Below are 25044 nucleotides of genomic sequence, written 5' to 3'. Positions count from 1 at the left end.
ACCTCCGAAGGTCCTCGCCTCTAGAGACGGGTCGGACCCGCGGAATGATTGCGGTGACGGGGCAGGGGTCAGCCGGTCTTCGGCGCGACCACGTCGGGGTGGGTACGGACGAACTCGTCCAGGGTGCCGTCGCGTGCGGCGTGCAGCATCGCCATCGACTCGTCGGTCAGCCGCTGGTACGAGATGCCGTTGAGCCGCACCTCGGCGAAGTTGCCCTGGTTCGTCTTGAGTACGGCCATGTCGTTCGCGGCGACGCCCTTGAGGGTGAACACGAAGTCCTCTATGGACACACCTTGGGTGTCGAGGATGAACGCCTTGCCGGCCGCGGTGATCACCCGACCGATCTTCGCGGGGTTGGTGACCACACCCGCGCTGGTGGCCTTCTTGGCGATGGCCTTGATGAGCTGTTGCTGGTGGCGCTGCCGGTCGTAGTCGGTCTTCGGCAGGCCGTACCGGATCCGGGCGTAGTCGAGGGCGAGTTCCGCGGACATCGGCCGGCACCCGACCTCGTGCACGACGACCTTGCCGCCCGGGGGTACGTCGAAGACCCGGTGGGTGGCCTCGTTGAACTTGATCGGCACGAGCTTGCCGTTGCGGTCGTAGGCCAGGTGGATCGAGGAGGCGCGCTGGTCGATGCACATGTCGACCCCGCCCAGCTCCCGGATGACCGACTGGAAGCCCTGGAAGTCGATCAGGGCGGCACCGTTGAAGGTGATCCCGATCTGCTTGTTCAGGGTCCGGGCAAGCAGCTTGAAGCCCCGGGCCCGCTTTTCGAGTTCCGTACCCTCGCCCCGGTAGCCGAACTCGAACGCGGCGTTGATCTTGTCGGTCCCGCCCCGGTAGTTGGTCTCGGGGTTCGCCGGGATCGGCACCCGCCAGTCGCGCGGAATCGAGACCAGGTACGCCTGGTCGTGGCTGGCCGGGATGTGCACGATCATGATCGTGTCGGCCCTGGCCCCGGCGTCCCAGCCGGGCCGGACGTCGATACCGACCAGGAGCAGGTTGAGCGGGCCGTCGATCTTCTTCCCGGCCGGACCGGGGGTCGCCGGCACCGCCACCGCCTCGCCGTCGAGCAGGGTGGCCTGGGTGATCTTCGAGGTCGCCTTCTCGATCGCGACCTGGGTGAACGCGTACGCTCCCCCGCTCATCACCACCAGCAGCGAACCGGTCGCGACCAGCACCTTCGTCCAGATCGGAGCACGCCGCCGACCGGACCGGCGCTTGCTCCTGCCGGACCCCGAACCGCTCCCGACCTCGGTAGCGCCCGGCGAATCGACACCGACCGACAACTCGGAACCGACCGACAACCCATCGTCAACCGCCGACCCGGAGTCGACCGTCGAATTCACGACGGATCCGGAATTGTCCGGTTGCTCCGACTGCGGTTCGCGCGCCTGTTGCTTCGACTGTCCCGATCGCTTCGATTGCCCCGGCCGCTTCGACCGCTTTGATTGCTGCTTGCCGCCCATGCCCGAGTCGCTGCCTTTGCCGCTGCGAGCCCGCATCGTCACCGTCCGGATTTCCTGTCGCGTCGCGCTGCCATAACTATTGACGGGTCGAGACCCGGGAAAGGCTGCAATTTCCCGGTGACGGTTTCATCAACTCTGCCGGCCGACCATCGAAAGGTCGACCGTACCCGTGGCAGGGGCCCGGTTGCCGGCGGAATTCGGGCGACGCGGGTCGATGCTGGCTGAGATCATCCAGGATGTGCTGCTCACCGTCTCCACCACCCACCGTCCCGCGACCGACCTCGGCTATCTGCTGGTCAAGCACCCGGACCGGCAGCATTCGTTCGACGTACCGACGGGGACGGCGCACGTGTTCTACCCACAGGCGGACGAGGACCGGTGCACCGCCGCACTGCTGCTCGACGTCGACCCGCTGCGGCTGACCGCCGCGCGGGGCAGGGGCCGTGGCCGGGGTGCCGGCAGCACCCCCGAGGGCTTCACCCTCGGCCAGTACGTCAACGACCGGCCGTACGCGGCGTCGAGCCTGCTCTCCTCCGCCCTGGCCAAGGTGTTCCGCTCCGCCCTGCACGGCGCCTCGAAGGACCGGCCGGAGTTGGCGGCGACCCCGATCCCGCTGGAGATCGGCGTGCCGGTGCTGCGTTGCCGGGGCGGTGCCGGATTGGCGAACCTGCTGTTCGCCCCGCTGGGCTGGACGGTGACCGCGGACGCGATCCCGCTCGACTCGACCCGTCCGGACTGGGGCGACAGCCGGTACGTCGCGCTCACCCTGCGCGGCACGCTCCGGGTCGCCGACGCGCTGAACCAGCTCTACGTGCTGCTGCCGGTGCTCGACGACGCCAAGCACTACTGGGTGGCGCCGGACGAGATCGACAAGCTGCTCCGGGCCGGTGAGGGCTGGCTCGCCCGGCACCCCGAGCGGGGGCTCATCACCCGGCGGTACCTGGCCCACCGCCGGGCACTGGCCGGGGCGGCCCTGGCCCGGCTGGCCGAGCTGCGCCTGATCGACGACAACGCCGAGCCGGACACTGTGGACGTTGCGGACGATGCCGGCTCCGACGAGGACGCCAACCTGCCCGCCGAGGCCCGCCGCCAGCCCCTGGCCGTACGCCGCCGGGCGGCCGTACTGGCGGCGCTGGCGCAGGTCGGGGCGGGTCGCGTACTGGACCTGGGTTGTGGTGGTGGGGCACTGCTGGCCGACCTGATCCGGGACCGGCGCTACACCGAGATCGTCGGCACCGACGTGTCGCACCGGGCGCTGTCGATGGCGCAGCGGCGGCTCCGGCTGGACCGGTTGCCGCAGCGTCAGCAGGACCGGATCAAGCTGTGGCAGTCCGCCCTGACCTACCGCGACGACCGGCTGCGCGGGTACGACGCTGCGGTGCTGATGGAGGTCGTCGAGCACCTGGACCCACCCCGCCTGCCCGCGCTGGAGGGTGCGGTCTTCGGTCACGCCCAGCCGACCACCGTTGTGGTCACCACGCCGAACTCCGAGTACAACGTCCGGTACGAGGGCATGGCGGCCGGTTCGATGCGGCACCACGACCACCGGTTCGAGTGGAGCCGGGCCGAGTTCGCCGACTGGGTGAACCGGGTCGCGACCGGCTACGGCTACACCGCGACGATCACCGGCGTCGGTGACGACGACCCGGTCGTCGGCGCACCCACCCAGCTCGCGATCTTCACCCGGTACGCCGGGACGACCGCGAACCCAGCCGAGACCGCAGCCACCGCACCGACCGTCGACACCTCGAAGGAGGGGACCGCATGACCGCCCTCGACATTCCCGAGCTGGCCCTGGTCGCCCTGGTCGGCATCTCCGGTTCGGGCAAGTCGACCTTCGCCCGCCGGCACTTCGCACCCACCCAGGTGCTCTCCTCGGACGCGTTCCGGGCGATGGTGGCCGACGACGAGAACGACCAGTCCGCGTCCGCCGAGGCGTTCGACGTGCTGCACTACGTGGCCGGCAAGCGGCTGCGCGCCGGTCGGCTGACCGTGGTCGACGCGACCAACCTCCAGTCGCACGCCCGCGCCGGCCTGGTACGGGTGGCCCGCGAGCACGACGTACTGCCGGTGGCGGTGGTGCTCGACGCGCCGGAGCCACTGTGCTGGGAACGGACCCAGGCCCGAGCCGACCGGACCTTCGGGCGCCAGGTGCTCGGCCGGATGCAGCGCGACCTGCGCCGGTCGATCGGGCAGTTGACGCGCGAGGGCTTCCGGAAGGTGCACGTGCTGCGCGGGGTCGAGGAGATCGACGCCGCCACCATCTCCTACGAGCGGATGTTCAACGACCGCAAGGAACTGACCGGCCCGTTCGACATCGTCGGCGACGTACACGGGTGCCGGGACGAGCTGGAGACGCTGCTGGGCCGGCTCGGTTGGACCCTGCACCGGGACCCGCAGGGACGGCCGGTCGACGCCACGCACCCGGCGGGGCGTACCGCCGTTTTTGTCGGTGACCTGGTCGACCGCGGCCCGGACTCGCCCGGTGTGCTCCGCCTGGTGATGGGCATGGTCGCCGCCGGGCACGCGATCTGCGTGCCCGGAAACCACGAGCAGAAGCTGCTCCGCAAGCTGCGCGGGCGCGACGTGCAGATCACCCACGGGCTCGCCGAGACGCTGGAGCAGCTCGACCGGGAGGACCCGGCGTTTGTCGCCGAGGCGTCCGCGTTCATCGACGGCCTGGTCAGCCACTACCTGCTCGACGGCGGCCGGCTGGTGGTCGCGCACGCCGGCCTGAAGGAGGAGTACCAGGGCCGGGCATCGGGACGGGTACGGGCGTTCGCGCTCTTCGGCGAGACCACCGGCGAAACCGACGAGTACGGCCTGCCGGTGCGCTACCCGTGGGCCCGTGACTACCGGGGTTCCGCCATGGTCGTCTACGGCCACACCCCGACCCCGACCCCGGAATGGGTCAACAACACCATCTGCATCGACACCGGCTGCGTCTTTGGCGGCACCCTGACCGCGCTGCGCTACCCGGAGCGGGACCTGGTCTCGGTGCCGGCCGCCAAGGAGTACTACGCCCCGGTCCGGCCCCTGGTCAGCACGCCGGCCGTCGAGCCGGACCGGGCCGAGGGCACCCTCGACCTGGGCGACGTGACCGGGCGACGGCACCTCGACTACGGGTACGGCAAGCTCACCGTGGACGCCGAACAGGCCGCCGCCGCACTGGAGGTGATGGGCCGGTTCGCGGTGGATCCGCGCGCCCTGCCGTGGCTGCCGCCGACCATGGCACCCTGCTCGACCGCCGAGCTGGACGGCTTCCTGGAGCACCCGGCGCAGGCGTTCGCCGACTACCGGGCGGCCGGCGTCGACCGGGTGGTCTGCGAGGAGAAGCACATGGGCTCCCGCGCGGTGGTGCTGGTCTGCCGGGAGGCCGACGACAACCGGTTCGGCCCGGCCGGCGGGGCGGTCTACACCCGTACCGGTCGTCCGTTCTTCGGTGAGCCGCTGGACGCGGGCGTGCTGGCGAAGGTACGGGCGGCGGCCACCGGTGCCGGGCTCTGGGCCGAGTTGGACACCGACTGGTTGCTGCTCGACACCGAACTGCTGCCCTGGTCGGCGAAGGCGACCGGCCTGATCCGGGAGCAGTACGCCAGCGTCGGCGCGGCGGGCGGGGCGGTGCTGCCGGCGGTCCTCGACGCGCTGGACGCGGCGGCCGGACGCGGCCTGCCAGTGGGCGACCTGCGGGACCGGATGGCCCGCCGGTCAACCGACCTGGCCCGCTACACCGAGGCCTACCGGGCGTACGTGCACCCCTCCGACGGGCTCGACGGGGTGACACTCGCCCCGTTCGCGCTGCTCGCGAGCGCGGGGGCGACGCACACCGGTCGGGACCACGGGTGGCACCTGGCGGTGGCCGATCGGCTGCACGAGGCCGACCCGGTGTTCTTCACCCCCACCCGGCGCCGGGTGGTCGACCTCGCCGACGAGGCGGCGGTACGCGACGCCACCGACTGGTGGCTGGAGCTGACCGCCGCCGGTGGCGAGGGCATGGTGGTCAAGCCGTACGCCGGACCGGCCGCCGTCGACGGGCGGGGTCGGTTGCTGCAGCCGGGGGTGAAGTGCCGGGGCCGGGAGTACCTGCGGATCATCTACGGGCCGGAGTACACCGAGCCGGAGCAGTTGTCGGTGCTCCGCAAGCGGTCGCTGGGACGCAAGCGCGGGTTGGCGCTGCGCGAGCACGGCCTCGGTCTGGCCGCGCTGGACCGGTTGGCCGAGGGTGCCCCGCTGTGGCGGCGGCACGAGCTGGTCTTCGCCATCCTGGCCTGCGAGTCCGAGCCGGTGGACCCTCGGTTGTAACCGAAGTCACCCGTTTCGGGTGGGGCGTCCGTGGACGGGGACACCCGTCGGCGGGTGGGCGTCCGTCGGCCGGGAGAGACGTCGGCGGGCGGGCGCCCATCGCCGCCACCTAGACTGCGGGGGTACCCGTCGCCGTGGCGAGGGTCGTACCCTGCTCGGAATGTCCGCCAATGTGCGGAAAGTCGCTGCCCGACCGGGAAACTTCGGAGGTCACCCCGTGCCGACGCCCACCACCACGCTGGCCATGGGCCCTGAGTTCCTGGACCCGGAGTGGCTGATCTCGACCTTCGGGCTGCTCGGCATCCTGGCCATCGTGTTCGCCGAGTCCGGGCTGCTGATCGGGTTCTTCCTGCCCGGTGACTCGCTGCTGTTCACCACCGGCCTGCTGACCTCGGACGGGCAGTACATCACGTACCCGATCTGGCTGGTCTGCCTGCTGATCACGATCGCGGCGATCGCGGGTGACCAGGTGGGCTACCTGTTCGGCCGGCGGGTCGGGCCGGCGCTGTTCCGCCGCCCGAACTCGCGGCTGTTCAAGCAGGAGAACCTGCTCAAGGCGCACGAGTTCTTCGACAAGTACGGCGCCCGGTCGATCGTGCTGGCCCGGTTCGTGCCGATCGTGCGGACCTTCACCCCGATCGTGGCCGGGGTCAGCAAGATGAACTACCGCACGTTCGTGATCTACAACGTCATCGGCGGCACCCTCTGGGGCACCGGGGTCACCCTGCTCGGTTACTTCCTCGGCCAGATCGACTTCGTCAAGGCGAACATCGAGATCATCCTGATCCTGATCGTGGTGATCTCGGTGGTGCCGATCGCGATCGAGCTGCTCCGGGCCCGGATGGCCGCCCGTCGCGGAACCACCCCGGCCGAGCAGGCCGCACTGGACGAGGCCGCGCGCGAGAGCCAGCAGCACCGCCCCTGAGCGGCGACGGGGAGAGCGCTCAGGCTCGGTCGCTGAGCGCTCGGACCAGGTCGAGGACCCGGCCGCCGAGCGGTCAGATCCGGTCGAGGAGGTCGGGCGGAAGCTCGGTCAGGTCGTCGAGCCGGCCGGCGACCAGGGCGTGGTAGGTCAGCCGGGCGGCCTCTTCGAGATTGACCGCCCGTTTGTGGGCCAGTTCCACGCTCTCGGCCAGGACCGAACAGCCGTGCCGGCTCAACACCAGACAGTTGGTGCCGTCGGCCGCCGCCGAGGCGGCGAGTTCGGCCAGTTCCGCCGAGCCCGGTGGCCGGAACGGCACCAGGGCGACCCGACGCAGATAGAAGGCATGATCGGTGGTGACCAGCCGGATACGTTCACCCAGGGCATCGAGCAGCAGCGCATGCTGCGGGTGCAGGTGCACGATCGCCCGTACGTCCGGACGGGCCCGATAGGTGGCGAGGTGCAGCGCCAACTCACTCGTCGGTACGGGCGCGGGCATGCCGGAGCCGCTCTCGTCGCGTACCGCGCCGTCGGTGATGCCGACCTGGACGAAGTCGGACCGGTCGAGCCGGTCCAGCCAGGTGCCGGCCGCGGTGACCCAGCACGAGTCCGTGCCGGACACCCGGACGGAGAGGTTCCCGCCGGAGCCCACCACGAGGCCGGAGCGCACCACGTCCCGGCCGACCCGGGCGAGTTGCGCGCACAGGTCACCGATGAGGTTGTCGTTCACCCCAACGGACCCCGCACCCTCAACTCCACCCGGACAGCCGTCGGTCCGTCTGGTGCCCCCCGGACAGGGGCAGGCACCAGACGGGCCACTCGCTGATTCAGCGAGCCTTCTTGGTGGCTCGCTTACGGGGCGGAGTCAACAGGTCGGCGATCGTTGCGATCGCCGTCGGCACCAGCCGGTAGTACGCCCACACGCCGCGCTTCTCCCGCTCCAGCAAGCCGGCCTCGGTGAGGATACGCAGGTGGTGACTGACCGTCGGCTGCGAGAGGCCGAGAGGTGCGGTGAGGTCACACACGCACGCCTCGCCCTCGGGCGCCGACTGGATCAGACTGAGCAGCCGCAGCCGGGCGGGGTCGGCGAGGGCCTTGAGGACCCCCGCAAGTCGCTCGGCGTCGGCACGTTCGATCGGCTCGCCGGCAAGCGGCGAGATCTGAGGCATAGTCATTTCAGCCAACGCAGTTCCCACGTTTTCCATCCTTCCACCAGCAGCATCGACCCGCCTGCATATCAGCAGATCCGAATCGTCAAACTTTTAGGCCACTAGGCCGAGGTCAGGCAACGTATAGGCCGCTCGGTATGGCAGTCCGGCCGCTCGAACGGCGTCGCCCGCGCCTCGATCAACAATAACCGCAACGCCCACAACCTCGGCCCCAGCCTCTTGCAACGCCTCGACCGCGGTCAGCACACTGCCACCCGTCGTCGAAGTATCCTCCACCGCCAGCACCCGGCGACCGGCCACCTCCGGGCCCTCGATCCGCCGCTGCAGGCCGTGCGTCTTCTCGGCCTTACGCACCACAAAGGCATCCAGCCCGCGCCCCGTCGCCGAGGCGGCGTGCAGCATGGACGCGGCAACCGGATCGGCGCCCAGGGTCAGGCCACCGACCGCATCGAAATCCCAGTCCGCGGTCAGGTCGAGCAACACCCGACCCACCAATGGTGCCGCCGCGTGATGGAGCGTCACGCGGCGCAGGTCCACGTACCAGTCCGCCTCACGACCGGAGGACAGCACGACCCGGCCGTGCACCACGGCCAGGTCAGAAATGAATTTACGCAGGTCGTCGTGGTCCCCCATGGCGCCCAAGGGTACTGCTCGAGTCTGGGTGCCGTCGGGTGGACCCGACCGGACGGCGATCCGCCGTCGGCGACGATGCTCAGGATTGGCGGTGTACGACTACTCTGCGTACTCGGAATCCGGTGTGGGCAACCAGATTGCGGGATCCCCGGCCGCCTCGTTCGCGGGCCGTCGCCGGGTTACAAGATCAACGCTCGTCGCGTCCGACCCGTGCCCGGGTGTCGCCGCCGACCGCCCGCAACAGGCCGCGAGGGGCGTGTCGCAGCCCGAAGACCGCCGCCTTGTATTTCCAGTCCGGAACGCTGACCAACCTGCCTTTTCCCAGGTCACGCAGGGCCTCGGCCACCACGTCATCAGCCGAGAGCCACAGCCAATCGGGCATTTTAGACACGTTGATGCCGGCCCGCTGATGGAATTCGGTACGTGTGAAGCCCGGACAGAGCGCCATCACCCGTACGCCGTATCGGCGCGCGGACTGCCCCACGGACTCACTGAAATTGGTCACCCAGGCCTTGCTGGCGGAGTAGGTGGAGCCCGGCATTACGGCTCCGAAGCCCGCTACCGAAGAGACATTTATCACTGCCCCATCGCGCCGTACGGTCATGGTGGCCAGGGCCGCAAGGGTTAAGCGCATGACCGCGTGGACATTGAGTCGTAACAAACGTGCCTCGTCCTCCACGGTCGAACGGAGGAACGAACGGGCCAGACTGATGCCGGCACTGTTCACCAGAAGTTCAATCGGTTCGGCCGACTCCGCGAGCCGCCGTTCCACCGCGAGGCAACCATCGTCGGTGGTGAGATCGGCCGGCAGGATGTCCACCCGAACCTGATGCCGCTCGGCCAACTCCGCCGCCAGACCGGCCAGCCGGTCCCCGTCGCGGGCGACCAGCACCAGGTGCCGCCCATCGGCGGCGAGCCGCCGGGCGAAGGCCGCGCCGATACCCGCGGTCGCACCGGTCACCAGGGCGCGAGCCGGACCGGTACGGGGCGGAGCGGGCACTGCTGGCACAGGCAGGTCCTTACCAGTTCGGCGGCGATGGCACCGGCGGCTGCACCGGGACAGGCGTCCGCCCACGGAAGAAGGCGTTCGCGGCGGGCAGCACCAGCAGCGTTGCTACTACAAAGTAACCGAGTGCCTGAGCCACCGAAAGCCCGGCCGTCAGCGGAACCCACCAGGACGGGTACGCGTCGCTGAGCGCCCGGATCAGCTCGGTTGTCATCTGGTCGTCCGCGGTGCTGGTCAGCGGCACCGTCCGCTGCGCGATCACCGTGGCCAGGGTGCCGCAACCGCAGAGCAGACCGAGCCCGCAGACCACCCAGGTGGTGATCCGAACCCGGTTGGCGCCGCGCAGGTTGCCGACCGCCAGCGCGACCAGCAGGACCGCCGCCCCGACGGCGACCGCCGTACTGATTCCGGCGCCGACGCGGAGCAGGGCGACGAAGCCGTCCACCTCCGAGCGGTCGACACCGGCCTGTCCGGCGGCGGCCCGGAACCGGTCCACCGTCCCGGTCGAGGTGGCCAGTCCGAGGATCGCGTGGACCAGCCCACCGGCCGCCATGACGCCCAGCACCACGGCGGCGAGCACCACCACCCCCGGACGCCGATTCGGCGCCACAGCGGGCACTGGGGCGGGCCAACCGACCACCGGCGGGACCGGGCCGCCGGGCCATACGTGCGCTGGTTCCGACACGACAGATCCCCCCGAGTAGGCGTCGGAATGCAACCTACTCGGGGGGATCACGCGGAAGCCCTATCCCGGTCCGACCAATTCGACGAGTCTCCGGTCCGGTCGACGCGCCGGCAGTCGGGTCAGCTCGTCGAGGGTCCGGACGGCGGCGGGGCCGACGGCGGGGGTCCCCATTGGTCGTCCGGGTCACCGTCCGGCCGGTCGGCGGGCGGTGTGGTCGGGCTCGGTCCGGACGGCTGCGACGGAGTAGCCGGCGGGACCGCCTGCGGGTAACCGGGGTACGCCGAGCCCGGTACGGGCGGCTGCCAGACCGGCTGCACCTTGCGGAAGTACTCGTTCGACGGCGGCAGGGCCAGCAGGATCAGCGCCGCCAGGACGGCGAGCACGGCGATCACGCTCAGCAGGTCGCTGACCGGTCCGTACCAGCCGGGCAGCCGGTCGTCCAACATCCGCTGGACCTCGGCCTCGTCCGGCACGTTCGCGTCGCCGCTGGACGACGGGGTGAGCGCGCTGCCCGCCGCCGTCAGTGCCAGACCCGCGACCGAGCAGCAGAAGAAGAGACCGCCGAGCACCCAGGTCACGATCCGGGCGGGGTTCTTGCCACGGTTGTTCAACAGCGCGAGGACAACCAGCCCGATGGCGACGACCAGCCCCACCACCGCGGTGACCACCACGGTGGCCGTGCCGATGGAACCCGCGCCATCCAGGTCGGTGCCGGCGTACGCCTCTTCGTACACGTCGCTGATGGTGCCGATGAGTGGGAGCGTGATGAGCGCCCCGATCAACTGGACCGCGGCGACCAGGTAGAGCAGATAACCGGCGTAGGTGACGGTGCTCGGACGCGGCCTCGCCGCGGTACCCGCCGGGTAATTCGGATCAGACACGGCGCTCCTTCCCCTCAGATCGAGGATCACCGTATCGGTACCCCGCCAGCCCTACCGGCCAAACCGGCGTGTCGTCCGACGCCACGCCGCCAAAGCATCGCTCTGCATCGATGGCAATCGGGTCCGGAACCGGGCTCAGTAGCTGCGCCACTCCGCGCGGGCGTACTCCAGGACGCGGGGGTGGAGCAGGGTGGACGGCGGCAGGTCCTGCCGGCGCCGGTCCGGTGGGAAGTTCGCCGCCAGCCGGAGCGTGTCCGCGTCGAGAAACCGCAGCGACGGTACGTCGGACGGCAGCCCCAGCACCGGCGCGGTCGGTCCCGGCGCCGCCAGCACGAAACCCCAGTCACCGAAGGACGGCACGTCCACGTGGTACGGCGTGGTGGCGAAGCCGGCAGCCCGGATCGAGGACTCGATGCACCAGTACGACTTCGCCGCGAAGTAGGGCGAACCCGACTGGACCACCATCCGCCCACCGTCGGCCAGCACCGCGCGTACGAGTGCGTAGAACTCCACCGAGTAGAGCTTGGCGGTGGCCGTCTCGTCCGGGTCGGGCAGGTCCACCACTATCGCGTCGAACCGTTGCGCCTGGGTACGCATCCACTGGAATGCGTCCGCGTTGACCACCCGTACGCGCGGGTCGGTGAACGCGTCGTGGTTGAGCGTACGGAGCTGCGGCTCGGTCCGGGCCAGCCGGATCACCGCCGGATCGAGTTCCACCACCGTCACCGAGCCGACGTCGGGATAGCGCAGCAGCTCCCGTACGGCGAGCCCGTCGCCACCGCCGAGGACCAGCACCGAACCACGGGTGCCGCGCAGCACCGGATGCACCAGCGCCTCGTGGTAGCGGTACTCGTCGACCGAGCTGAACTGGAGGTCCCCGTTGAGGAACAGCCGCAGGTCGGTCACGCCCTGGGAGACCAGCGGAACCGACCGGGTCAGCACGATCTCCTGGTACGGGCTGCGTTCGGCGTACACCACCGGGTCCCGGAAGAGCTGCTGCCGGGCGGTCACCTCGAAGTCGTACGCCGTCACGTAGGCGTACCCGAGGATCAGCCCGACCGCCACGGACCCGGCGGTCAGACCGACCTTGGCCCGCCGACCCAGCTCGCGCCGGAAGACGGTGAAGACCAGTGCGAGCCCGGCCAGCGCGTTCACCACGCCGACCACGAGCACCCCGCGAAGCTGTCCGAAGACCGGCATCAGCAGGAACGGGAAGGCGAGCCCGCCAAGCAGGGCACCGACGTAGTCGGCGGCGAACAGGTCGGCGACCGCGCTGCCGGCCGCCTGCGCCCGGATCCGTTGCAGCAGCACCATCAGCAGCGGGATCTCCGCCCCGATCAGCAGACCGAGCAGGAACGCGGTGCCGACCAGGGCCGGGACGTACAGGTCGAGCCAGGCGAAGGCGGCGTAGAGCCCGAGCACCGACAGACCGCCGAACAGCGCGAGGGCGAGTTCCACGGCGGCGAACGCGACCGCGGCCCGGGACTGCAACGGCTTGGCGGCGAGCGCGCCGACGCCCATCGCGAAGACCATCACCCCGAGCACGATCGACGCCTGGCCGACCGTGTCCCCGATCAGGTAACTGCCCAGCGCCACCAACGCCAGCTCGTAGACCAACCCGCACGCCGCACAGACAAAAACCGCCACCAGTACGGCCGCACGCGCCCCCCGCCAACGCAGACGCGCGGGCGCCTCGGCCGGATCGGTCGCCTCGGTCGGGTTGGTCGCCTCGGGCGTCTCGGTCGGGTTGGTCGCCGGTTCGACGGTCATCGTTTGGGACCGTTCGCACCGGCACCGGGACCGGGACCGGCGTCCGTGCCGGGACCGACACCCGGGCCGGTCGACGGCTTCTTCGGCTTCGTGCCGGGGCGGCGCTGGTGGCGGCGCTCGAACCAGCCGATGGCCAGCAGGAGCACGCTGATCAGGAACAGGAAGCCGGCACCGAGTACCTGGGCCATCCGGTCACGCCAGAAGTCGCTGCCCGCGTCCGGCAGGGCGGCCGAGGTCGCCTGCGGTGACGCCGACGGATCCGGTCCGGTCTTCACCGGCACGGCCGGCGCCGCACCGGACTCGGCCACCAGCAGCGGCAGGAACACGGCCGCCCGGCAGATCGCCCAGCCCGGATCGGCCAGGAAGTCGTCGTTGGTCAGTCCGAACCGACCCAGCCCTTCGACGTAGTCGATCCCCGACAGGTCATCCGAGCTGGTTACCCAGAACGAGGCGGTATCACTGGCCTCGCTGCTCTCGGACGTGTAGACGACACCGGCGATCACCTTCACCCACCGCGCACACCGCGAAGGGTCGTCGTCCACCGCCACGTCCTCGCCGAGATTCGAGCCGGCGCTGACCGGCACCGACCTGTCGTGCAGCTCCCACCCGTAGCAGATCTGCTGCGTCTGGTGGGCGTTGCTCAGCAGCACGACGGTGTCGGCGCGCTCGGTCGGATCGGGCGGGGGCACGGCCGTACCGCCGCCACCGGTCTCTCCGTCCGCGCGGTCGAGCAGGATCATCCCCACGATGGCCAGCACGACGACCAGCACCACGCCGCCGACCTTGAGCCGGGTGGCGATCCGCTTGTCCCGGTTGCCCCGACCACCCGTGGGCCGCTTCGCCGGTGCGGCCCGCCTGGCCGCCGCCGCCCGTTTGGCCGTCTCGGCCCGCTTGGCCGCCGCCGCGCGCTTCGCCGCCTCGGCGGGACTCAGGGGCGGCTTCGCCTGCGGGTCCGGCCCCGACCTGTCCGCCATCAACTGATCGCGGCGGCGATCACGGCACCCGTGGCCAGGTGCACCACCGCCGAGACCCAGACCGCGGGATGGGGTTCCGGGTCGACCAGGATCTCCCCCAGCCGGCCCGGCGTGGCCATGTCCAGCAGGAGGAACGCGCCCGCCATGATGAGTAGCCCGACCAGCCCGTACGCGGCGCTGCCGACGAGGCCGGCGAGGAAGTCGTCGTCGCTGGCCACGATCGCGGTGGTCACGATGATCCCGACACCGGCCAGGTTCGAGGCGAGCAGCAGCGCGGCGTTGCGGTTGCGGTCCGCCCAGATCAGCTCGTGCAGCCGGCCCGGCGTGGCCATGTCGACCAGGGCATAACCGACGCCCATCAGCAGCACGCCGACCACGCCGAAGGCGAGCGTGGCCAGCAGGTCGTTGACGAGGGTGCTCAATGAGGCTCCCGAGGGGTGAGGAGGGGAAACGAACTACTTGCCGGCGCCGGGGCCGCCGCCGCGTACGGTCACGCCCCGCCCCCAGCCCCACGCGTTGCCGATCGTGGAGTGGTAGCGCGGATGGGCGGTGCTGAGGCGTTCCAGGAGGATCAGCGAACCGCCGGCCAGCGGCAGGATCACCACCGAGTCGTCGTCGTAGCGCAGGTAGACGCCGCTGCCGTCGACGTACTGGTCGGCCGGGCGCCAGGTGTCGGTGACGTCCTTGGCCACCGCACTGGGGGCCTTGCCCGAGGTGTACGCCAGCGCCTGCGACCCGATGTCCCGCGACGACGCCCGGGAGTAGTGGTCCTGCACGTACCCGCGCGGGGAGAAGCTGCCGGAGAAGATCGCGAAGGCGGCGACCAGCGAACCCACCAGGGCGAACGCCGAACCGATGAAAAACCACCTGCGGTACGTCATGCCGTACTCACCACCGTCTCGGTCTCGACGAGTTCGCCACTCTGCGGATACGCGTGCCAGGTGTGCCAACCGATCGTGTTGCCGCCGTCGAGCCGGTCGGCCGTGCTGTCGTCGCGGTGCAGCCGCAGCGCGGTGATCGCCTCCGGGCCACCGGGAAAGACCCCGATCAACGCGTACGGGTCGTCGGCGAGTTCCCGCCGCAGCACCGCCGTACGGGCCGACATCTCGGCCGGGTCCAGCCGCAGCACCCGGGCGGCGAACCGGTAACCGGTCGACGGGTCGGCCAGTTCCGCCGGCAGATCGGGTGACCGGCCGGGCAGGCAGGCCACCGTCTCGACCAGCTCACCCGCTGTCGGCTCCCGACCCTCGACGGCGGCACCGTCCCGTCGGAGCACCACCTGGTGGGAGGCGCCGAGCAGGCGCAGCCGCAGCCGTACCCCCGGTCGGTCCGGATGGGCCAGGTCGAGTACGTGCAGCGCGGGCAGTTCAGGCGTACCGAGGGCGAGACTCAGCTCGGCGGCGGTGGTGTCGGCGTACGGGGTGTCCAGGGTGACGAGCATGTTCAGCCGGCCCGCCCCGTCGGTGCACCATCGGAACCGGATGTCGACTGTGGATAGACCTGCACCTCGGCGCGGTGCAGCAGCTCACCCCGGGACGCCTCCCAGGTCGTGTTGTCGCCGTACGAGTCGAAGGAGAGCTTCGCACCGGTCGGGTCGACGTAGTCGTGGTAGCGGACCTTGCCGGTGGGGTTGAGCCCGGTGGTGCCGGAGGCGGCGTAGCGAGCCTGCCCGGTCTCGTCACTGGTGTAGACGCGCCCGTCGAAGTCGAGTCGCGGCGGGCCGGGTGCCGGTACGGCCTCGGTGACCGGAACCTCGTGCCAGAGCACCAGTTCCAGGTCGGGGTCCTCCTCGACCGAGAGCCAGACCTTCGCGCCGTGCGCGTCGTCCAGCAGGTGCTCGGTCCAGCTCCAGCCGCCCTCGAGGAACCGCACCGTCCCGCGTACGCCGTACTGGGTGTGCCGGATCTCCACGATGTCACCGGGACGCAGTCGGCGTGGGTCACCCCGGAGCGCGTCGGCGTCGTCGTCGGCCACCCGGAACGGGTCCCGTTCCTTCGTCGGGCCAGCCTTCCGGGCCTGCCGCCGCTTCGCGCGCAGGGCGAGTACGGCCACCACCACGCCCGCCACCGCGACAAGGCACCCGAGCGCCGCCACCAGGTACGCAGTCCCGCCACTCACCGGGTTCACTCCTCTCGACCTTGTTCGGGCGCCGACGGTAACAACCCCGCGCACCCGTACCCACCCATCGACGGCAACCAAACGACTGCCCACCCTCAGGCGGTGGGCTCCTTCCCCACCTCGCCCGACCCGTCCGGGGCCATCGGCGGCGGCTGCTGGGGATACCCGGTCGGGGCGATCGGCGGCGGCTGGTGCGGGTATCCGGGCGGGGCGAACATCGGCACCGGGTACGGGTAGCCGGGCCAGAATGCCGGCGGGTGCGGCGGTCGGAAGAACCGGTTCGCCGAGGGTGTGAGCAGCAGTACCGCCACCGCCACCGCCAGCCCGAACGACAACAGCGCCAGCAACGGGGTGCCCATACCGAGGAGGTCCCAGACCGGGTCGCTGTCGAGGTAGAGCCGGTCGTAGAACTCGGAATCCTCGAACTGCGGGTAGTCCGGGTCGACGGGGAAGTCCGGGCCGACCGGGAAGTCCGGGTCCACACCCGGCTCCGACTCCGGCCACGGGCCGCTCGCCGACGGTTCGTCCGTCATCGGACCGCTGAACAGGAACGCCCCCAGCGCCAGGCCGAAAACGGCCGGTACGCAGCAGGCCAACAGCATCAGCCCGGCCGGGACGATGGTGAGGATCCGGGCGGCGTTGCGTCCCCGCAGCAGCGGCGGTACGCAGATCGCGAGCCAGATCGCGAACACCAGCGCCGGGACCCCGGTGAACAGCAGGCCCATGATGTTGCCGACCCGCTCGTCGCTCACCTCGGACGGAGCGGGATCGGTCAGCGCCGCGGCCCGGTCGATCTCGCCCGCGAAGTGCACCGCGGACGCGACCCCGAGCACGATCTCGGCCAGCAGCACACCGATGACCCCCCACACCAGCCACCCGGCCACGGTCACGGTCGCCGGCCGCGCCGGTGGCGGTGGCGGAATCTCGGCGTACGGCGGGAAGGGAGGCGGACCGGGCGGCGGGAAGCCGGGCGGTGGGTACTGCCACGCGTAGCTCACCGGCGTGACGGTAGCGATCACGGGCAGCCGGCGACAGTGGGCGAAAAGCCGTTCGCGAACGCCGTACGGATCAGGGCTGGTCGAGCTGGGCGGTGGCGTACTCGCCGACGGTCCGCTGGTCGACCAGGCAACCGGTGTAGGTGGTGAACTCGTCCCGTTCCCCGGTCAGCGACTCCCAGGCGGCGCGGGCTGCGGCCGGGTCGAACCGGGTGAGCAGGGTGGCGGCGTACACCTTGCCGGCGGGGGTGCCGTGCGCCAGCAGGTCGCAGATGTGCCGGCGTACCTCGTCCAGCCGGCTGGGCAGCGCCACCTCGAGGGTGTGGTACGCCTCGGTGGACGGCAGGATCCGGCCGGCGAAACCCACCCCGCCGAACGCCACCGCCTCGGCCGTACGGAGTTGGTCCACCGCTGCCTCGATGCCGTCGCCCGAGGCGGGGGAACCCGGTGCGGGGGAATCAGCCATGTCTCTGATTCTTCCCCAATCGAGCCGGTCCGAACCCGGATCCCGGTGGAAGCCTGCCGCCCGTCCAGCGGCGGCCCCCACCGGGATCCGGCCGATCAGCCGGCGGAGACCGTCAGCGCGTCCTTGCTCTCGGCCAGCTCGACCCGGACCACGTCACCGTCGCGGATCTCACCGGCGAGCAGCGCCCGGGCCAGCCGGTCGCCGATCGCCGACTGGACCAACCGGCGCAGCGGGCGGGCACCGTAGATCGGGTCGTACCCGTGCAGGGCCAGCCAGTCGCGGGCCGGGTCGTCGACGACCAGCGCGAGCCGCCGGTCGGCCAGCCGCCGGCGCAGCCGGTCGAGCTGAATGTCCACGATGGACCGCAGATCGTCGCCGGTCAGGGCCGCGAAAACCACGATGTCGTCGAGCCGGTTGAGGAACTCCGGCTTGAAATGGGTACGGACGATCGCGAGCACCGCGTCGCGCCGCTGCTCGTCGTTGAGGGTCGGATCGGTGAGCTGCCCCGAGCCGAGGTTCGAGGTGAGGATCAGGATCGCGTTGCGGAAGTCGACCGTCCGCCCCTGACCGTCGGTGAGCCGACCGTCGTCGAGCACCTGGAGCAGCACGTCGAAGACGTCCGGATGAGCCTTCTCCACCTCGTCCAGCAACACCACCGAGTACGGCCGACGCCGCACCGCCTCGGTGAGCTGACCGCCCTCCTCGTACCCGACGTAGCCGGGCGGGGCACCGACCAGGCGGGCCACCGAGTGCTTCTCGGCGTACTCGCTCATGTCGATGCGTACCATGGCTCGTTCGTCGTCGAAGAGGAACTCGGCCAGGGCCTTGCCCAGCTCGGTCTTGCCGACGCCGGTGGGGCCGAGGAACAGGAAGCTGCCGGTGGGCCGGTCCGGGTCGGCGACACCGGCCCGCGCCCGGCGGACCGCGTCGGCGACCGCCCCGACCGCCTCGGGCTGCCCGACGACCCGGCCGCCGAGGGACTCCTCCATCCGGAGCAGCTTGGCGGTCTCGCCTTCGAGCAGCCGGCCGGCGGGGATCCCGGTCCAGGCGGCGACCACGGCGGCGATGTCGTCGGCGCCGACCTCCTCCTTCAGCATCGCCCCGGCCGCCTGGAGTACGGCGAGTTCCGCCTCGGCCTTTGCCAGTTCGCCCTGCATGGTCGGGATGCGCCCGTAGCGCAGCTCGGCGGCCAGCTCCAGCTCGCCGTCGCGTTCAGCCCGCTCGGCCTCACCGCCGAGGCGTTCCAGCTCCTCCTTGGCGGTGGACAGCCGGGTGATGTGCTCCTTCTCCAGCCGCCACCGGTCGCTGAGGGCGGTGAGCTGTTCGCGCTTGTCGGCCAGTTCCTTGCGCAGCCGGGTCAGGCGCTCGGCGGAGGCGGCGTCCGGCTCCTTGGCCAGCGCCATCTCCTCGATCTCGAGGCGGCGGACCGCACGCTCGATCTCGTCCACCTCGACCGGCCGGGAGTCGATCTCCATCCGGAGCCGGGAGGCGGACTCGTCGACCAGGTCGATCGCCTTGTCGGGCAGGAAGCGCTCGGTGATGTACCGGTCGGAGAGCGACGCGGCGGCGACCAGTGCGGCGTCGGTGATCCGTACGCCGTGGTGCACCTCGTACCGTTCCTTGAGCCCGCGCAGGATCCCGATGGTGTCCTCGACGGTCGGCTCGCCGACCAGCACCGGCTGGAACCGGCGCTCCAGCGCCGGGTCCTTCTCGATGTGCTCGCGGTACTCGTCGAGCGTGGTCGCGCCGACCATCCGCAGCTCACCACGGGCCAGCATCGGCTTGAGCATGTTGCCGGCGTCCATCGAGCCCTCGCCCTTGCCTGCGCCGACCACGGTGTGCAGCTCGTCCAGGAAGGTGATCACCTGGCCGTCGGAGCCCTTGATCTCCTCCAGCACCGACTTGAGCCGTTCCTCGAACTGGCCCCGGTACTGCGCCCCGGCCACCATCGCGCCCAGGTCGAGCGAGACCAGCTTCTTGTCCCGCAGCGACTCGGGTACGTCACCGGCGACGATCCGCTGGGCCAGGCCCTCGACGATCGCGGTCTTGCCGACGCCGGGCTCGCCGATGAGGACCGGGTTGTTCTTGGTACGCCGGGAGAGCACCTGGATCACCCGGCGGATCTCCGAGTCCCGCCCGATCACCGGGTCGATCTTGCCGGCGCGGGCGCTGGCGGTCAGGTCGACGCCGTACTTCTCCAGCGCCTGGTAGGTCTGCTCGGGGTCGGCCGTGGTCACCCGGCGGTCCCCGCCCCGTACGGTCGGGAACGCCGCGACCAGGTCGTCCTCGGTGACACCGGCGGCCTTGAGCGCCTGCGCCACCACCCCACCCACCCGGGCCAGGCCGGCGAGGAGGTGCTCGGTCGAGGTGTACTCGTCGCCGAGCGGTCGGGCGATCTGTTCGGCCGCGCCGATGGCGTTGGCGAACTCCCGGGACAGGCTGGGTTCGGCGACACTGGCGCCACGGGCGGCGGGCAGGTTCTCCACCGCTCGGGCGGCGGCCCGACGGATGTCCGCCGGGTTGGCGCCCACGGCGCGCAGCAGGCCGCCGGCGGTCGAGCCACCGGTGTCCAGCAGCGACAACAGCAGGTGCCACGGTTCGACGGTGGCGTGGCCGCGCTGGTTGGCGATGGCGACCGCGCCGGTGATGACTTCGCGGCTCTTGGTGGTGAGGCGTTCGGCGTTCATGGGCTCCCCTGGATCGGCGTGTCCACTGGTGACGACACAACCAGAGTTGAGTCTATTCCGCTCAACTCTACGCTGTGACGTCGATCACTCCAGAAACGGGATTCCGGCCACCAACCCGACCGTGATCAGCACACTTCCGGTCGCTCGCGGCTGTGTGAAGGCACACGGTAGCGTTGCTGCCGTGCGAGTACGCGTAGAACAGACCGCCCTGCCCGGGATCGGCGTGCGTCACGACATGGTGACCACGTCCGGGCGCCGGCTCGGGGTGGTCACCCATCGAAACGGTCGACGCGACCTGGTCTTCTACGACCGGGACGATCCCGACGCCTGCACGGCGGACATCCCGCTGACCGACGACGAGGCGGAGGCACTGGCCGACATCCTCGGCGCCTCGCTGATGTTGGGTCAGCTCTCCGGGCTGCGCCAGCAGGCCGCCGGACTGCTCACCGAGCAGATCTCCATCCCGGCGGGGTCACCGTACGTCGGGCGGAAACTGGGCGACACCAAGGCTCGCACCCGGACCAGCGCCTCGATCGTGGCAGTGCTGCGCGAGCGCGAGGTCATCGCCTCCCCCGACCCCTCGTTCCGCTTCGAAGCCGGCGATGTGGTGGTCGTGGTCGGTACCCGCAGGGGTCTCGACGGCGTCACCGCGATCCTCGCCGACAGCGATCCGGACGGCTGATCGCGGATGCATGATCAGACTGTCCTGCTCGTCGAAGTCGGCGCGCTGCTGCTCGGGCTCGGCCTGCTCGGTCGGTTGAGCCGCCGGATCGGGCTCTCCCCGATCCCGCTCTACCTGCTGGCCGGCCTGGCCTTCGGCCACGGCGGCATCCTGCCGCTCTCCGCCAGCGAGGAGTTCTTCGCCGTCGGTGCCGAGATCGGCGTGATCCTCCTGCTGGTCATGCTGGGCCTGGAATACTCGGCCAGCGAACTTGTCGGCAACCTCCGCTCGGCCGCCCCCGCCGGTCTGATCGACGGGCTGCTCAACGCGCTCCCCGGCGCCGCGTTCGCGCTGCTGCTCGGCTGGGGCTGGCTCTCGGCCGTGGTGCTCGCCGGGATCACCTGGGTCTCGTCGTCCGGCGTGATCGCCAAGGTCCTGGCCGACCTGGGTCGCCTCGGTAACCGGGAAACCCCGGTCATCCTGTCGATCCTGGTCATCGAGGACCTCGCGATGGCGCTCTACCTGCCGCTGGTGACCGCCCTGCTGGCCGGCATCGGGCTCTTCGGCGGGGCGCAGGCGCTGGCCATCGCGGTCGCCACGGTCATTGTGGTGCTGGTCGTCGCGATCAAGTACGGGCACATCATCTCCCGGATGTTCGCACCACAGGATCCGGAGGCGCTGCTGCTCGGCGTACTCGGGCTGACCCTGCTGGTCGCGGGCCTCGCGGCCGGGCTGAAGGTCTCGGCGGCGGTCGGCGCCTTCCTGGTCGGCATCGCGCTCTCCGGGCCGGTCGCACACCACGCGACCGAACTGCTCTCGCCGCTGCGGGACCTCTTCGCCGCCGTCTTCTTCGTCTTCTTCGGGCTGGCCACCGACCCCGCCGACATGCCGCCGGTGCTGCTGCCGGCGCTGGGGCTGGCCGTCGTCACGATGGGCACGAAGGTGCTAACCGGCTACCTGGCCGCCCGCCGCGTCGGGATCGCCCTACCGGGCCGATGGCGTACGGGACTCGCACTCATGCCACGCGGCGAGTTCTCGATCGTCATCGCCGGACTGGCGGTCACCGCCACCGGCGCCGGGGTGGTGATCGAACCGCAACTCGCCCCGCTCGCCACGGCGTACGTGCTTATCACCGTGGTCAGCGGTCCGATGCTGGCCCGGCTGCCGGACATGCGCTGGTTCAAGGACTGGTTGCGACGCAAGGCTCAGGCGTCGGCACTCAAGCCGGCACCGGCAGTCGACTGAATCGCCCCGGTACGGGGGACTCTCCGTACTTTTGACGTAACGGCTTGATGAAATGGCACGTCAGGGTTCTTCCCCAGATCGGCGGCGGCACGCTACCGTGTCGCCGCAGCAGGTGGTGGTGTGCGCGGGACGCTGAGTGTCCCGCGCTCGCGAGAGCGGAAGGTCGGCCCGGTGAGCGTGCAGCAGACCGCGTTCCAAGGCTTCTCCAACCCGGTGGACCCGTCTCCCACCGAGTTGCGTGCCTGGGCTTACCAGCCCGATTCCGTGCCCCTGCAATCCATGCCACAGGACTGGGACCTGCTGGTCTCCGGTGACCGGCTGATCACCACCCTGTTCGACCTGGCGATGGACCGGTCCTGCCCGGCCCGCCGGTTCGCCCTGCACTGCCTCTACATCTACGCGGCCGACGGCATCCGGACGAAGTTCCGTGCCCACCCCAAACGGCGGCTGCGCAAGCTGGTCGAGCAGGCCGAGCAGGGCGGCGACGAGCAGATGCAGGTCTGGGCGCACAACAGTCGGGTGCTGCTGGCCAAGCCGGAGCTGTTCAACTACCACGACTGGTGCGAGGGCGGCCTGGTCCGCCAGAACCGCCGCCTCGCCTGAGCGAGCGACAGCCTCTGACAGTTGCGGCCCGGAGCGGCCGGCAGCCCCCGTTGATCCTGCCGGCCACCCCGGGTCGGACTCGGGCCCCGGTCAGACGCGGGCGCGGAACACGGCAACCGTCGCGCCGACGGCGATGCTGAGGACCGGCAGAATCGCCAGGACACCCAGGTCGACCAGCGCCCAACTCCCCGTCGACCAGGCTCCCATCGCCACCAGGTCGCTCGCGGCACTGCCGACGACGACGTAGAAGAAGGCGAGACCGAACGAGATCGTGACCCGCTCGTCCACGATGGACCAGAGGATCGCGGCTACCGCGAGCGCCTGCCAGACCGTACGGCCGGCGGTCTGGAACGTCGGTCCTGCGCGACCGTCCCGCACCCCTGGAGCGTGACCGACACCACCGGCACCAGCAGCAGGAGATGCAGCGACCCCAGTCCCAGCCCCAGCCCCAGCCCCAGCCCCAGCCCCAGCCCCGCGACGATCTTGCAGTTGTGGTGGTTTACGAATGCGGATGAAACGCGCGAATTGGGGCGCCACAACTGCAAGATCGTCGCGGAGGGTGGGGGTGGGGGCGGAGGGCGGGGGAAGGCGGTACGGGTCGGGACCCCCCGTGGATCCCGGCCCGTGCCGGCATCCTCAAGGTAGGGCAACGCCCCGCACTTCCGGGGGGAAATGCGGGGCGTGGTGGTATCCGAACGGCTCGAACGGGTCGGGTCAGCGGGGACGGGGGCGCCAGACGACCAGGGCGGTCGAGACCTGGTTGGTCGGTACGAGGTCGCGGCGCGGGAACGGGCCACTGGCCGCCGCGGCCTCCAGCTCGGCGACCCGCCGGTACGCGTGCTCCAGCTCGGCTTCCATCTGGGCCATCCGCTGCTGCAACTCGTCGACCAACTGCTCCAGGCCGATGATCCGCTTGATGCCGGCGAGGTTGACCCCGTCGTCCTGACTGAGTCGCTGCACCTCACGCAGCAGGGCGACGTCGCGCACGCTGTAGCGCCGCCCACCGCCGGCCGCCCGGCCGGGCTGGACCAGCCCCATCCGGTCGTACTGGCGCAGCGTCTGGGGGTGCATTCCCGCCATCCGCGCCGCCACCGAGATCATCAACACCTTGGCATCGGACGACGTCTCGACCGAGATGATGAATTCCTCAGTCATCGCCACTCACCTCCGCATCACGACCGCTAGTTAACTCGACGCACCCGGGCGTCGAGATGTTCCCGACCGGCCGGAGGAGTCTGCTTGGCGAACAATTCCAATGCTTCACGGGCCTCCGGCGAGACCTGCGCCGGCACCGTGACCTCGACCGTCACCAGCAGATCGCCGGCCTGGCCGTCGCGGCGGGCGACACCCTTGCCCCGGGCCCGCAGGGTCCGGCCGCTCGGTGTGCCCGGCGGCACCCGCAGGGTCACCGCACCGTCCATCGTGGGCAGCCGCAGGTCGGTGCCGAGCACCGCCTCGGCGATGGTGATCGGGACGGTCAGTGTGAGGTCGTCACCGCTGCGCCCGAACAGCTCGTCGTTGCGTACCTTGACCAGCACGTAGAGGTCACCGGCGGAGCCGCCGCGCTCGCCCGGCTCACCGCGCCCGGCAAGCCGGATCCGCTGGCCGTCGGCCACCCCACCCGGGAACCGTACGTTCAGGGTGCGGGTCTTGGTCACCCCGCCGGTGCCGAGGCACTCGGGGCACTTCTCCTCCACCACCGTGCCGACGCCCTGACACTCGCGGCACGGCTCGGAGAAGCTGAACGAGCCCTGGTTGCGGGTGACCACACCGGCACCGTGGCACTGCGGGCAGGCCCTCGGCTGGGTGCCGGGCTTGGCGCCGTCGCCGTGGCAGGTGTCGCAGACGCCCGGCGCGCGCAGGGTCAGGGGCAGGGTGACCCCGCGTACGGCGTCGTTGAAGTCGAGTACGACCTCGGCCTCGACGTCGCGCCCCCGAGCCGGGCCACGGGCCCGTGGCGGCGCACCGGCGGCACCGCCACCGGAGAAGATCGAGCTGAACAGGTCGGAGAACCCGGCACCGCCGAACCGACGGTCCCCGGCACCGCCGGCACCCGCCTGACCGGCGTTGCCGAACAGGTCCGACACGTCGAACGGGTAACCGCCGGCGCTCGGCTGGCCGCTGCGGGCGTTGCGTCGGAACGCACCCGAGCCGAACAGCGAGCGCATCTCGTCGTACTCCCGGCGTTTGCGCTCGTCGGAGAGGACGTCGTACGCCTCGGAGACGGTCTTGAACCGCTCCTCAGCCTGCGGGTCGCCCGGGTTGTGGTCCGGGTGCGACTCGCGGGCGAGCTTGCGGTACGCCTTCTTGATCTCATCGGAGGAGGCGGACTTACCCACACCCAGCGCGGCGTAGAAGTCCTTCTCCAGCCAGTCCTTGGAACTCATCTGTCGTCCACCCCCTTCCTCGCGTCGTGATCGGGGCGTACCGCGTCCGCCGCAGCGGCCCCCGGTACGCC

General features: G+C 70.8%; 26 protein-coding genes. 7 read left to right on the top strand and 19 right to left on the bottom strand.

Going from position 1 to position 25044, the window contains the following annotated elements:
* Positions 1-68: 68 nt before the first annotated feature.
* Entirely contained in the window at positions 69-1148 is a 1080-nt protein-coding gene (locus OIE47_RS14580) for an LCP family protein (protein ID WP_326562026.1), read from the bottom strand.
* Between OIE47_RS14580 and OIE47_RS14575 the strand changes: the two genes are divergently transcribed.
* From OIE47_RS14575 to OIE47_RS14560, 4 genes are all read left to right on the top strand, one after another.
* On the top strand, positions 1087-1545 hold the full coding sequence (locus OIE47_RS14575) for a hypothetical protein (RefSeq protein ID WP_326562025.1): 459 nt from the start codon (positions 1087-1089) through the stop codon (positions 1543-1545). The two genes, OIE47_RS14580 and OIE47_RS14575, sit on opposite strands and share 62 nt — an antisense overlap.
* 138 nt (positions 1546-1683) lie before the next feature.
* Entirely contained in the window at positions 1684-3237 is a 1554-nt protein-coding gene (locus OIE47_RS14570; RefSeq protein ID WP_442792095.1) for a 3' terminal RNA ribose 2'-O-methyltransferase Hen1, read from the top strand.
* The gene (locus tag OIE47_RS14565; protein ID WP_326562024.1) at positions 3234-5771 is read left to right on the top strand and encodes a polynucleotide kinase-phosphatase; all 2538 of its coding nucleotides are present in this window, start codon (positions 3234-3236) and stop codon (positions 5769-5771) included. Before OIE47_RS14570 ends, OIE47_RS14565 begins: the two co-directional genes overlap by 4 nt.
* Before the next feature lie 217 nt (positions 5772-5988).
* Positions 5989-6696, top strand: a complete 708-nt coding sequence (locus OIE47_RS14560; protein ID WP_326562023.1) for a DedA family protein — start codon at positions 5989-5991, stop codon at positions 6694-6696.
* Positions 6697-6769: 73 nt separating this feature from the next.
* Here the strand turns inward: OIE47_RS14560 and OIE47_RS14555 are convergent, their stop codons facing one another.
* From OIE47_RS14555 to clpB, 15 genes are all read right to left on the bottom strand, one after another.
* Entirely contained in the window at positions 6770-7423 is a 654-nt protein-coding gene (locus OIE47_RS14555) for a class II aldolase/adducin family protein (RefSeq protein WP_326562022.1), read from the bottom strand.
* A gap of 97 nt (positions 7424-7520) precedes the next feature.
* A complete protein-coding gene (locus OIE47_RS14550) occupies positions 7521-7898 on the bottom strand; it encodes an ArsR/SmtB family transcription factor (RefSeq protein ID WP_076468717.1) in 378 nt (125 codons plus the stop codon).
* Between the two features lie 57 nt (positions 7899-7955).
* Positions 7956-8495, bottom strand: coding sequence for an orotate phosphoribosyltransferase (gene pyrE, locus OIE47_RS14545; protein ID WP_326562021.1), 540 nt, complete (start codon positions 8493-8495; stop codon positions 7956-7958).
* Between the two features lie 187 nt (positions 8496-8682).
* Complete coding sequence (locus OIE47_RS14540; RefSeq protein ID WP_326562020.1) at positions 8683-9495, bottom strand: SDR family NAD(P)-dependent oxidoreductase; 813 nt, start codon at positions 9493-9495, stop codon at positions 8683-8685.
* A gap of 19 nt (positions 9496-9514) precedes the next feature.
* On the bottom strand, positions 9515-10111 hold the full coding sequence (locus OIE47_RS14535; protein WP_326562019.1) for a hypothetical protein: 597 nt from the start codon (positions 10109-10111) through the stop codon (positions 9515-9517).
* A gap of 194 nt (positions 10112-10305) precedes the next feature.
* The gene (locus OIE47_RS14530) at positions 10306-11067 is read right to left on the bottom strand and encodes a hypothetical protein (protein ID WP_326562018.1); all 762 of its coding nucleotides are present in this window, start codon (positions 11065-11067) and stop codon (positions 10306-10308) included.
* Positions 11068-11202: 135 nt separating this feature from the next.
* The gene (locus OIE47_RS14525) at positions 11203-12837 is read right to left on the bottom strand and encodes a polyamine aminopropyltransferase (RefSeq protein ID WP_326562017.1); all 1635 of its coding nucleotides are present in this window, start codon (positions 12835-12837) and stop codon (positions 11203-11205) included.
* Positions 12834-13811, bottom strand: coding sequence for a hypothetical protein (locus tag OIE47_RS14520; RefSeq protein ID WP_326562016.1), 978 nt, complete (start codon positions 13809-13811; stop codon positions 12834-12836). The genes OIE47_RS14525 and OIE47_RS14520 overlap by 4 nt, the downstream gene beginning before the upstream one ends.
* Positions 13811-14233 (bottom strand): DUF350 domain-containing protein, encoded by a 423-nt coding sequence (locus OIE47_RS14515; protein ID WP_326562015.1) that lies wholly within the window; start codon positions 14231-14233, stop codon positions 13811-13813. Before OIE47_RS14515 ends, OIE47_RS14520 begins: the two co-directional genes overlap by 1 nt.
* Before the next feature lie 33 nt (positions 14234-14266).
* Entirely contained in the window at positions 14267-14692 is a 426-nt protein-coding gene (locus tag OIE47_RS14510) for a DUF4247 domain-containing protein (RefSeq protein WP_326562014.1), read from the bottom strand.
* Positions 14689-15252, bottom strand: a complete 564-nt coding sequence (locus OIE47_RS14505; RefSeq protein WP_326562013.1) for a DUF2617 family protein — start codon at positions 15250-15252, stop codon at positions 14689-14691. The genes OIE47_RS14510 and OIE47_RS14505 overlap by 4 nt, the downstream gene beginning before the upstream one ends.
* 2 nt (positions 15253-15254) lie before the next feature.
* Positions 15255-15929: a DUF4178 domain-containing protein gene (locus OIE47_RS14500; protein WP_326562012.1), complete on the bottom strand. Its 675-nt coding sequence runs from the start codon at positions 15927-15929 to the stop codon at positions 15255-15257.
* Between the two features lie 95 nt (positions 15930-16024).
* Positions 16025-16927: a hypothetical protein gene (locus OIE47_RS14495; RefSeq protein ID WP_326562011.1), complete on the bottom strand. Its 903-nt coding sequence runs from the start codon at positions 16925-16927 to the stop codon at positions 16025-16027.
* Between the two features lie 70 nt (positions 16928-16997).
* Positions 16998-17390 (bottom strand): hypothetical protein, encoded by a 393-nt coding sequence (locus OIE47_RS14490; protein WP_326562010.1) that lies wholly within the window; start codon positions 17388-17390, stop codon positions 16998-17000.
* Positions 17391-17485: 95 nt separating this feature from the next.
* On the bottom strand, positions 17486-20077 hold the full coding sequence (gene clpB, locus OIE47_RS14485) for an ATP-dependent chaperone ClpB (protein ID WP_326562009.1): 2592 nt from the start codon (positions 20075-20077) through the stop codon (positions 17486-17488).
* A 181-nt stretch (positions 20078-20258) separates the two neighbouring features.
* Here clpB and OIE47_RS14480 point away from each other — a divergent pair, with 181 nt between their 5' ends.
* The 3 genes from OIE47_RS14480 to OIE47_RS14470 all read left to right on the top strand — a co-directional run bounded on the left by OIE47_RS14480 (position 20259) and on the right by OIE47_RS14470 (position 22586).
* Positions 20259-20759 carry a cation:proton antiporter regulatory subunit gene (locus OIE47_RS14480; protein WP_326562008.1) on the top strand — a complete coding sequence of 167 codons (501 nt, stop codon included), beginning with the start codon at positions 20259-20261 and terminating at the stop codon, positions 20757-20759.
* A gap of 6 nt (positions 20760-20765) precedes the next feature.
* Positions 20766-21983 carry a cation:proton antiporter gene (locus OIE47_RS14475; protein ID WP_326562007.1) on the top strand — a complete coding sequence of 406 codons (1218 nt, stop codon included), beginning with the start codon at positions 20766-20768 and terminating at the stop codon, positions 21981-21983.
* A 171-nt stretch (positions 21984-22154) separates the two neighbouring features.
* Positions 22155-22586 (top strand): hypothetical protein, encoded by a 432-nt coding sequence (locus OIE47_RS14470; protein WP_326562006.1) that lies wholly within the window; start codon positions 22155-22157, stop codon positions 22584-22586.
* 90 nt (positions 22587-22676) lie between these two features.
* On the opposite strand, the gene OIE47_RS14465 is transcribed toward OIE47_RS14470, so the two are convergent.
* The 3 genes from OIE47_RS14465 to dnaJ all read right to left on the bottom strand — a co-directional run bounded on the left by OIE47_RS14465 (position 22677) and on the right by dnaJ (position 24973).
* A complete protein-coding gene (locus OIE47_RS14465; RefSeq protein ID WP_326562005.1) occupies positions 22677-22964 on the bottom strand; it encodes a hypothetical protein in 288 nt (95 codons plus the stop codon).
* A gap of 336 nt (positions 22965-23300) precedes the next feature.
* Positions 23301-23741 carry a heat shock protein transcriptional repressor HspR gene (locus OIE47_RS14460; protein ID WP_326562004.1) on the bottom strand — a complete coding sequence of 147 codons (441 nt, stop codon included), beginning with the start codon at positions 23739-23741 and terminating at the stop codon, positions 23301-23303.
* 26 nt (positions 23742-23767) lie between these two features.
* Positions 23768-24973, bottom strand: coding sequence for a molecular chaperone DnaJ (gene dnaJ / locus OIE47_RS14455; RefSeq protein WP_326562003.1), 1206 nt, complete (start codon positions 24971-24973; stop codon positions 23768-23770).
* Between the last annotated feature and the right edge of the window lie 71 nt (positions 24974-25044).

Source organism: Micromonospora sp. NBC_01796 (assembly GCF_035917455.1).
GTDB lineage: Bacteria > Actinomycetota > Actinomycetes > Mycobacteriales > Micromonosporaceae > Micromonospora_G.
The sequence above is the reverse complement of the archived record's forward strand: the minus strand, read 5'-3'. Positions and strand labels throughout refer to the sequence as shown.

What these genes read in the sequence shown, in the direction of transcription:
- OIE47_RS14580 (WP_326562026.1), bottom strand. Translation starts at nt 1,148, where the DNA reads ATGAGCGGGGGAGCGTACGCGTTCACCCAGGTCGCGATCGAGAAGGCG.
- OIE47_RS14570 (WP_442792095.1), top strand. Translation starts at nt 1,684, where the DNA reads ATGCTGGCTGAGATCATCCAGGATGTGCTGCTCACCGTCTCCACCACC.
- OIE47_RS14565 (WP_326562024.1), top strand. Translation starts at nt 3,234, where the DNA reads ATGACCGCCCTCGACATTCCCGAGCTGGCCCTGGTCGCCCTGGTCGGC.
- OIE47_RS14550 (WP_076468717.1), bottom strand. Translation starts at nt 7,898, where the DNA reads ATGGAAAACGTGGGAACTGCGTTGGCTGAAATGACTATGCCTCAGATC.
- pyrE (WP_326562021.1), bottom strand. Translation starts at nt 8,495, where the DNA reads ATGGGGGACCACGACGACCTGCGTAAATTCATTTCTGACCTGGCCGTG.
- OIE47_RS14525 (WP_326562017.1), bottom strand. Translation starts at nt 12,837, where the DNA reads ATGACCGTCGAACCGGCGACCAACCCGACCGAGACGCCCGAGGCGACC.
- OIE47_RS14520 (WP_326562016.1), bottom strand. Translation starts at nt 13,811, where the DNA reads ATGGCGGACAGGTCGGGGCCGGACCCGCAGGCGAAGCCGCCCCTGAGT.
- OIE47_RS14510 (WP_326562014.1), bottom strand. Translation starts at nt 14,692, where the DNA reads ATGACGTACCGCAGGTGGTTTTTCATCGGTTCGGCGTTCGCCCTGGTG.
- OIE47_RS14505 (WP_326562013.1), bottom strand. Translation starts at nt 15,252, where the DNA reads ATGCTCGTCACCCTGGACACCCCGTACGCCGACACCACCGCCGCCGAG.
- OIE47_RS14490 (WP_326562010.1), bottom strand. Translation starts at nt 17,390, where the DNA reads ATGGCTGATTCCCCCGCACCGGGTTCCCCCGCCTCGGGCGACGGCATC.
- clpB (WP_326562009.1), bottom strand. Translation starts at nt 20,077, where the DNA reads ATGAACGCCGAACGCCTCACCACCAAGAGCCGCGAAGTCATCACCGGC.
- OIE47_RS14475 (WP_326562007.1), top strand. Translation starts at nt 20,766, where the DNA reads ATGCATGATCAGACTGTCCTGCTCGTCGAAGTCGGCGCGCTGCTGCTC.
- OIE47_RS14460 (WP_326562004.1), bottom strand. Translation starts at nt 23,741, where the DNA reads ATGACTGAGGAATTCATCATCTCGGTCGAGACGTCGTCCGATGCCAAG.
- dnaJ (WP_326562003.1), bottom strand. Translation starts at nt 24,973, where the DNA reads ATGAGTTCCAAGGACTGGCTGGAGAAGGACTTCTACGCCGCGCTGGGT.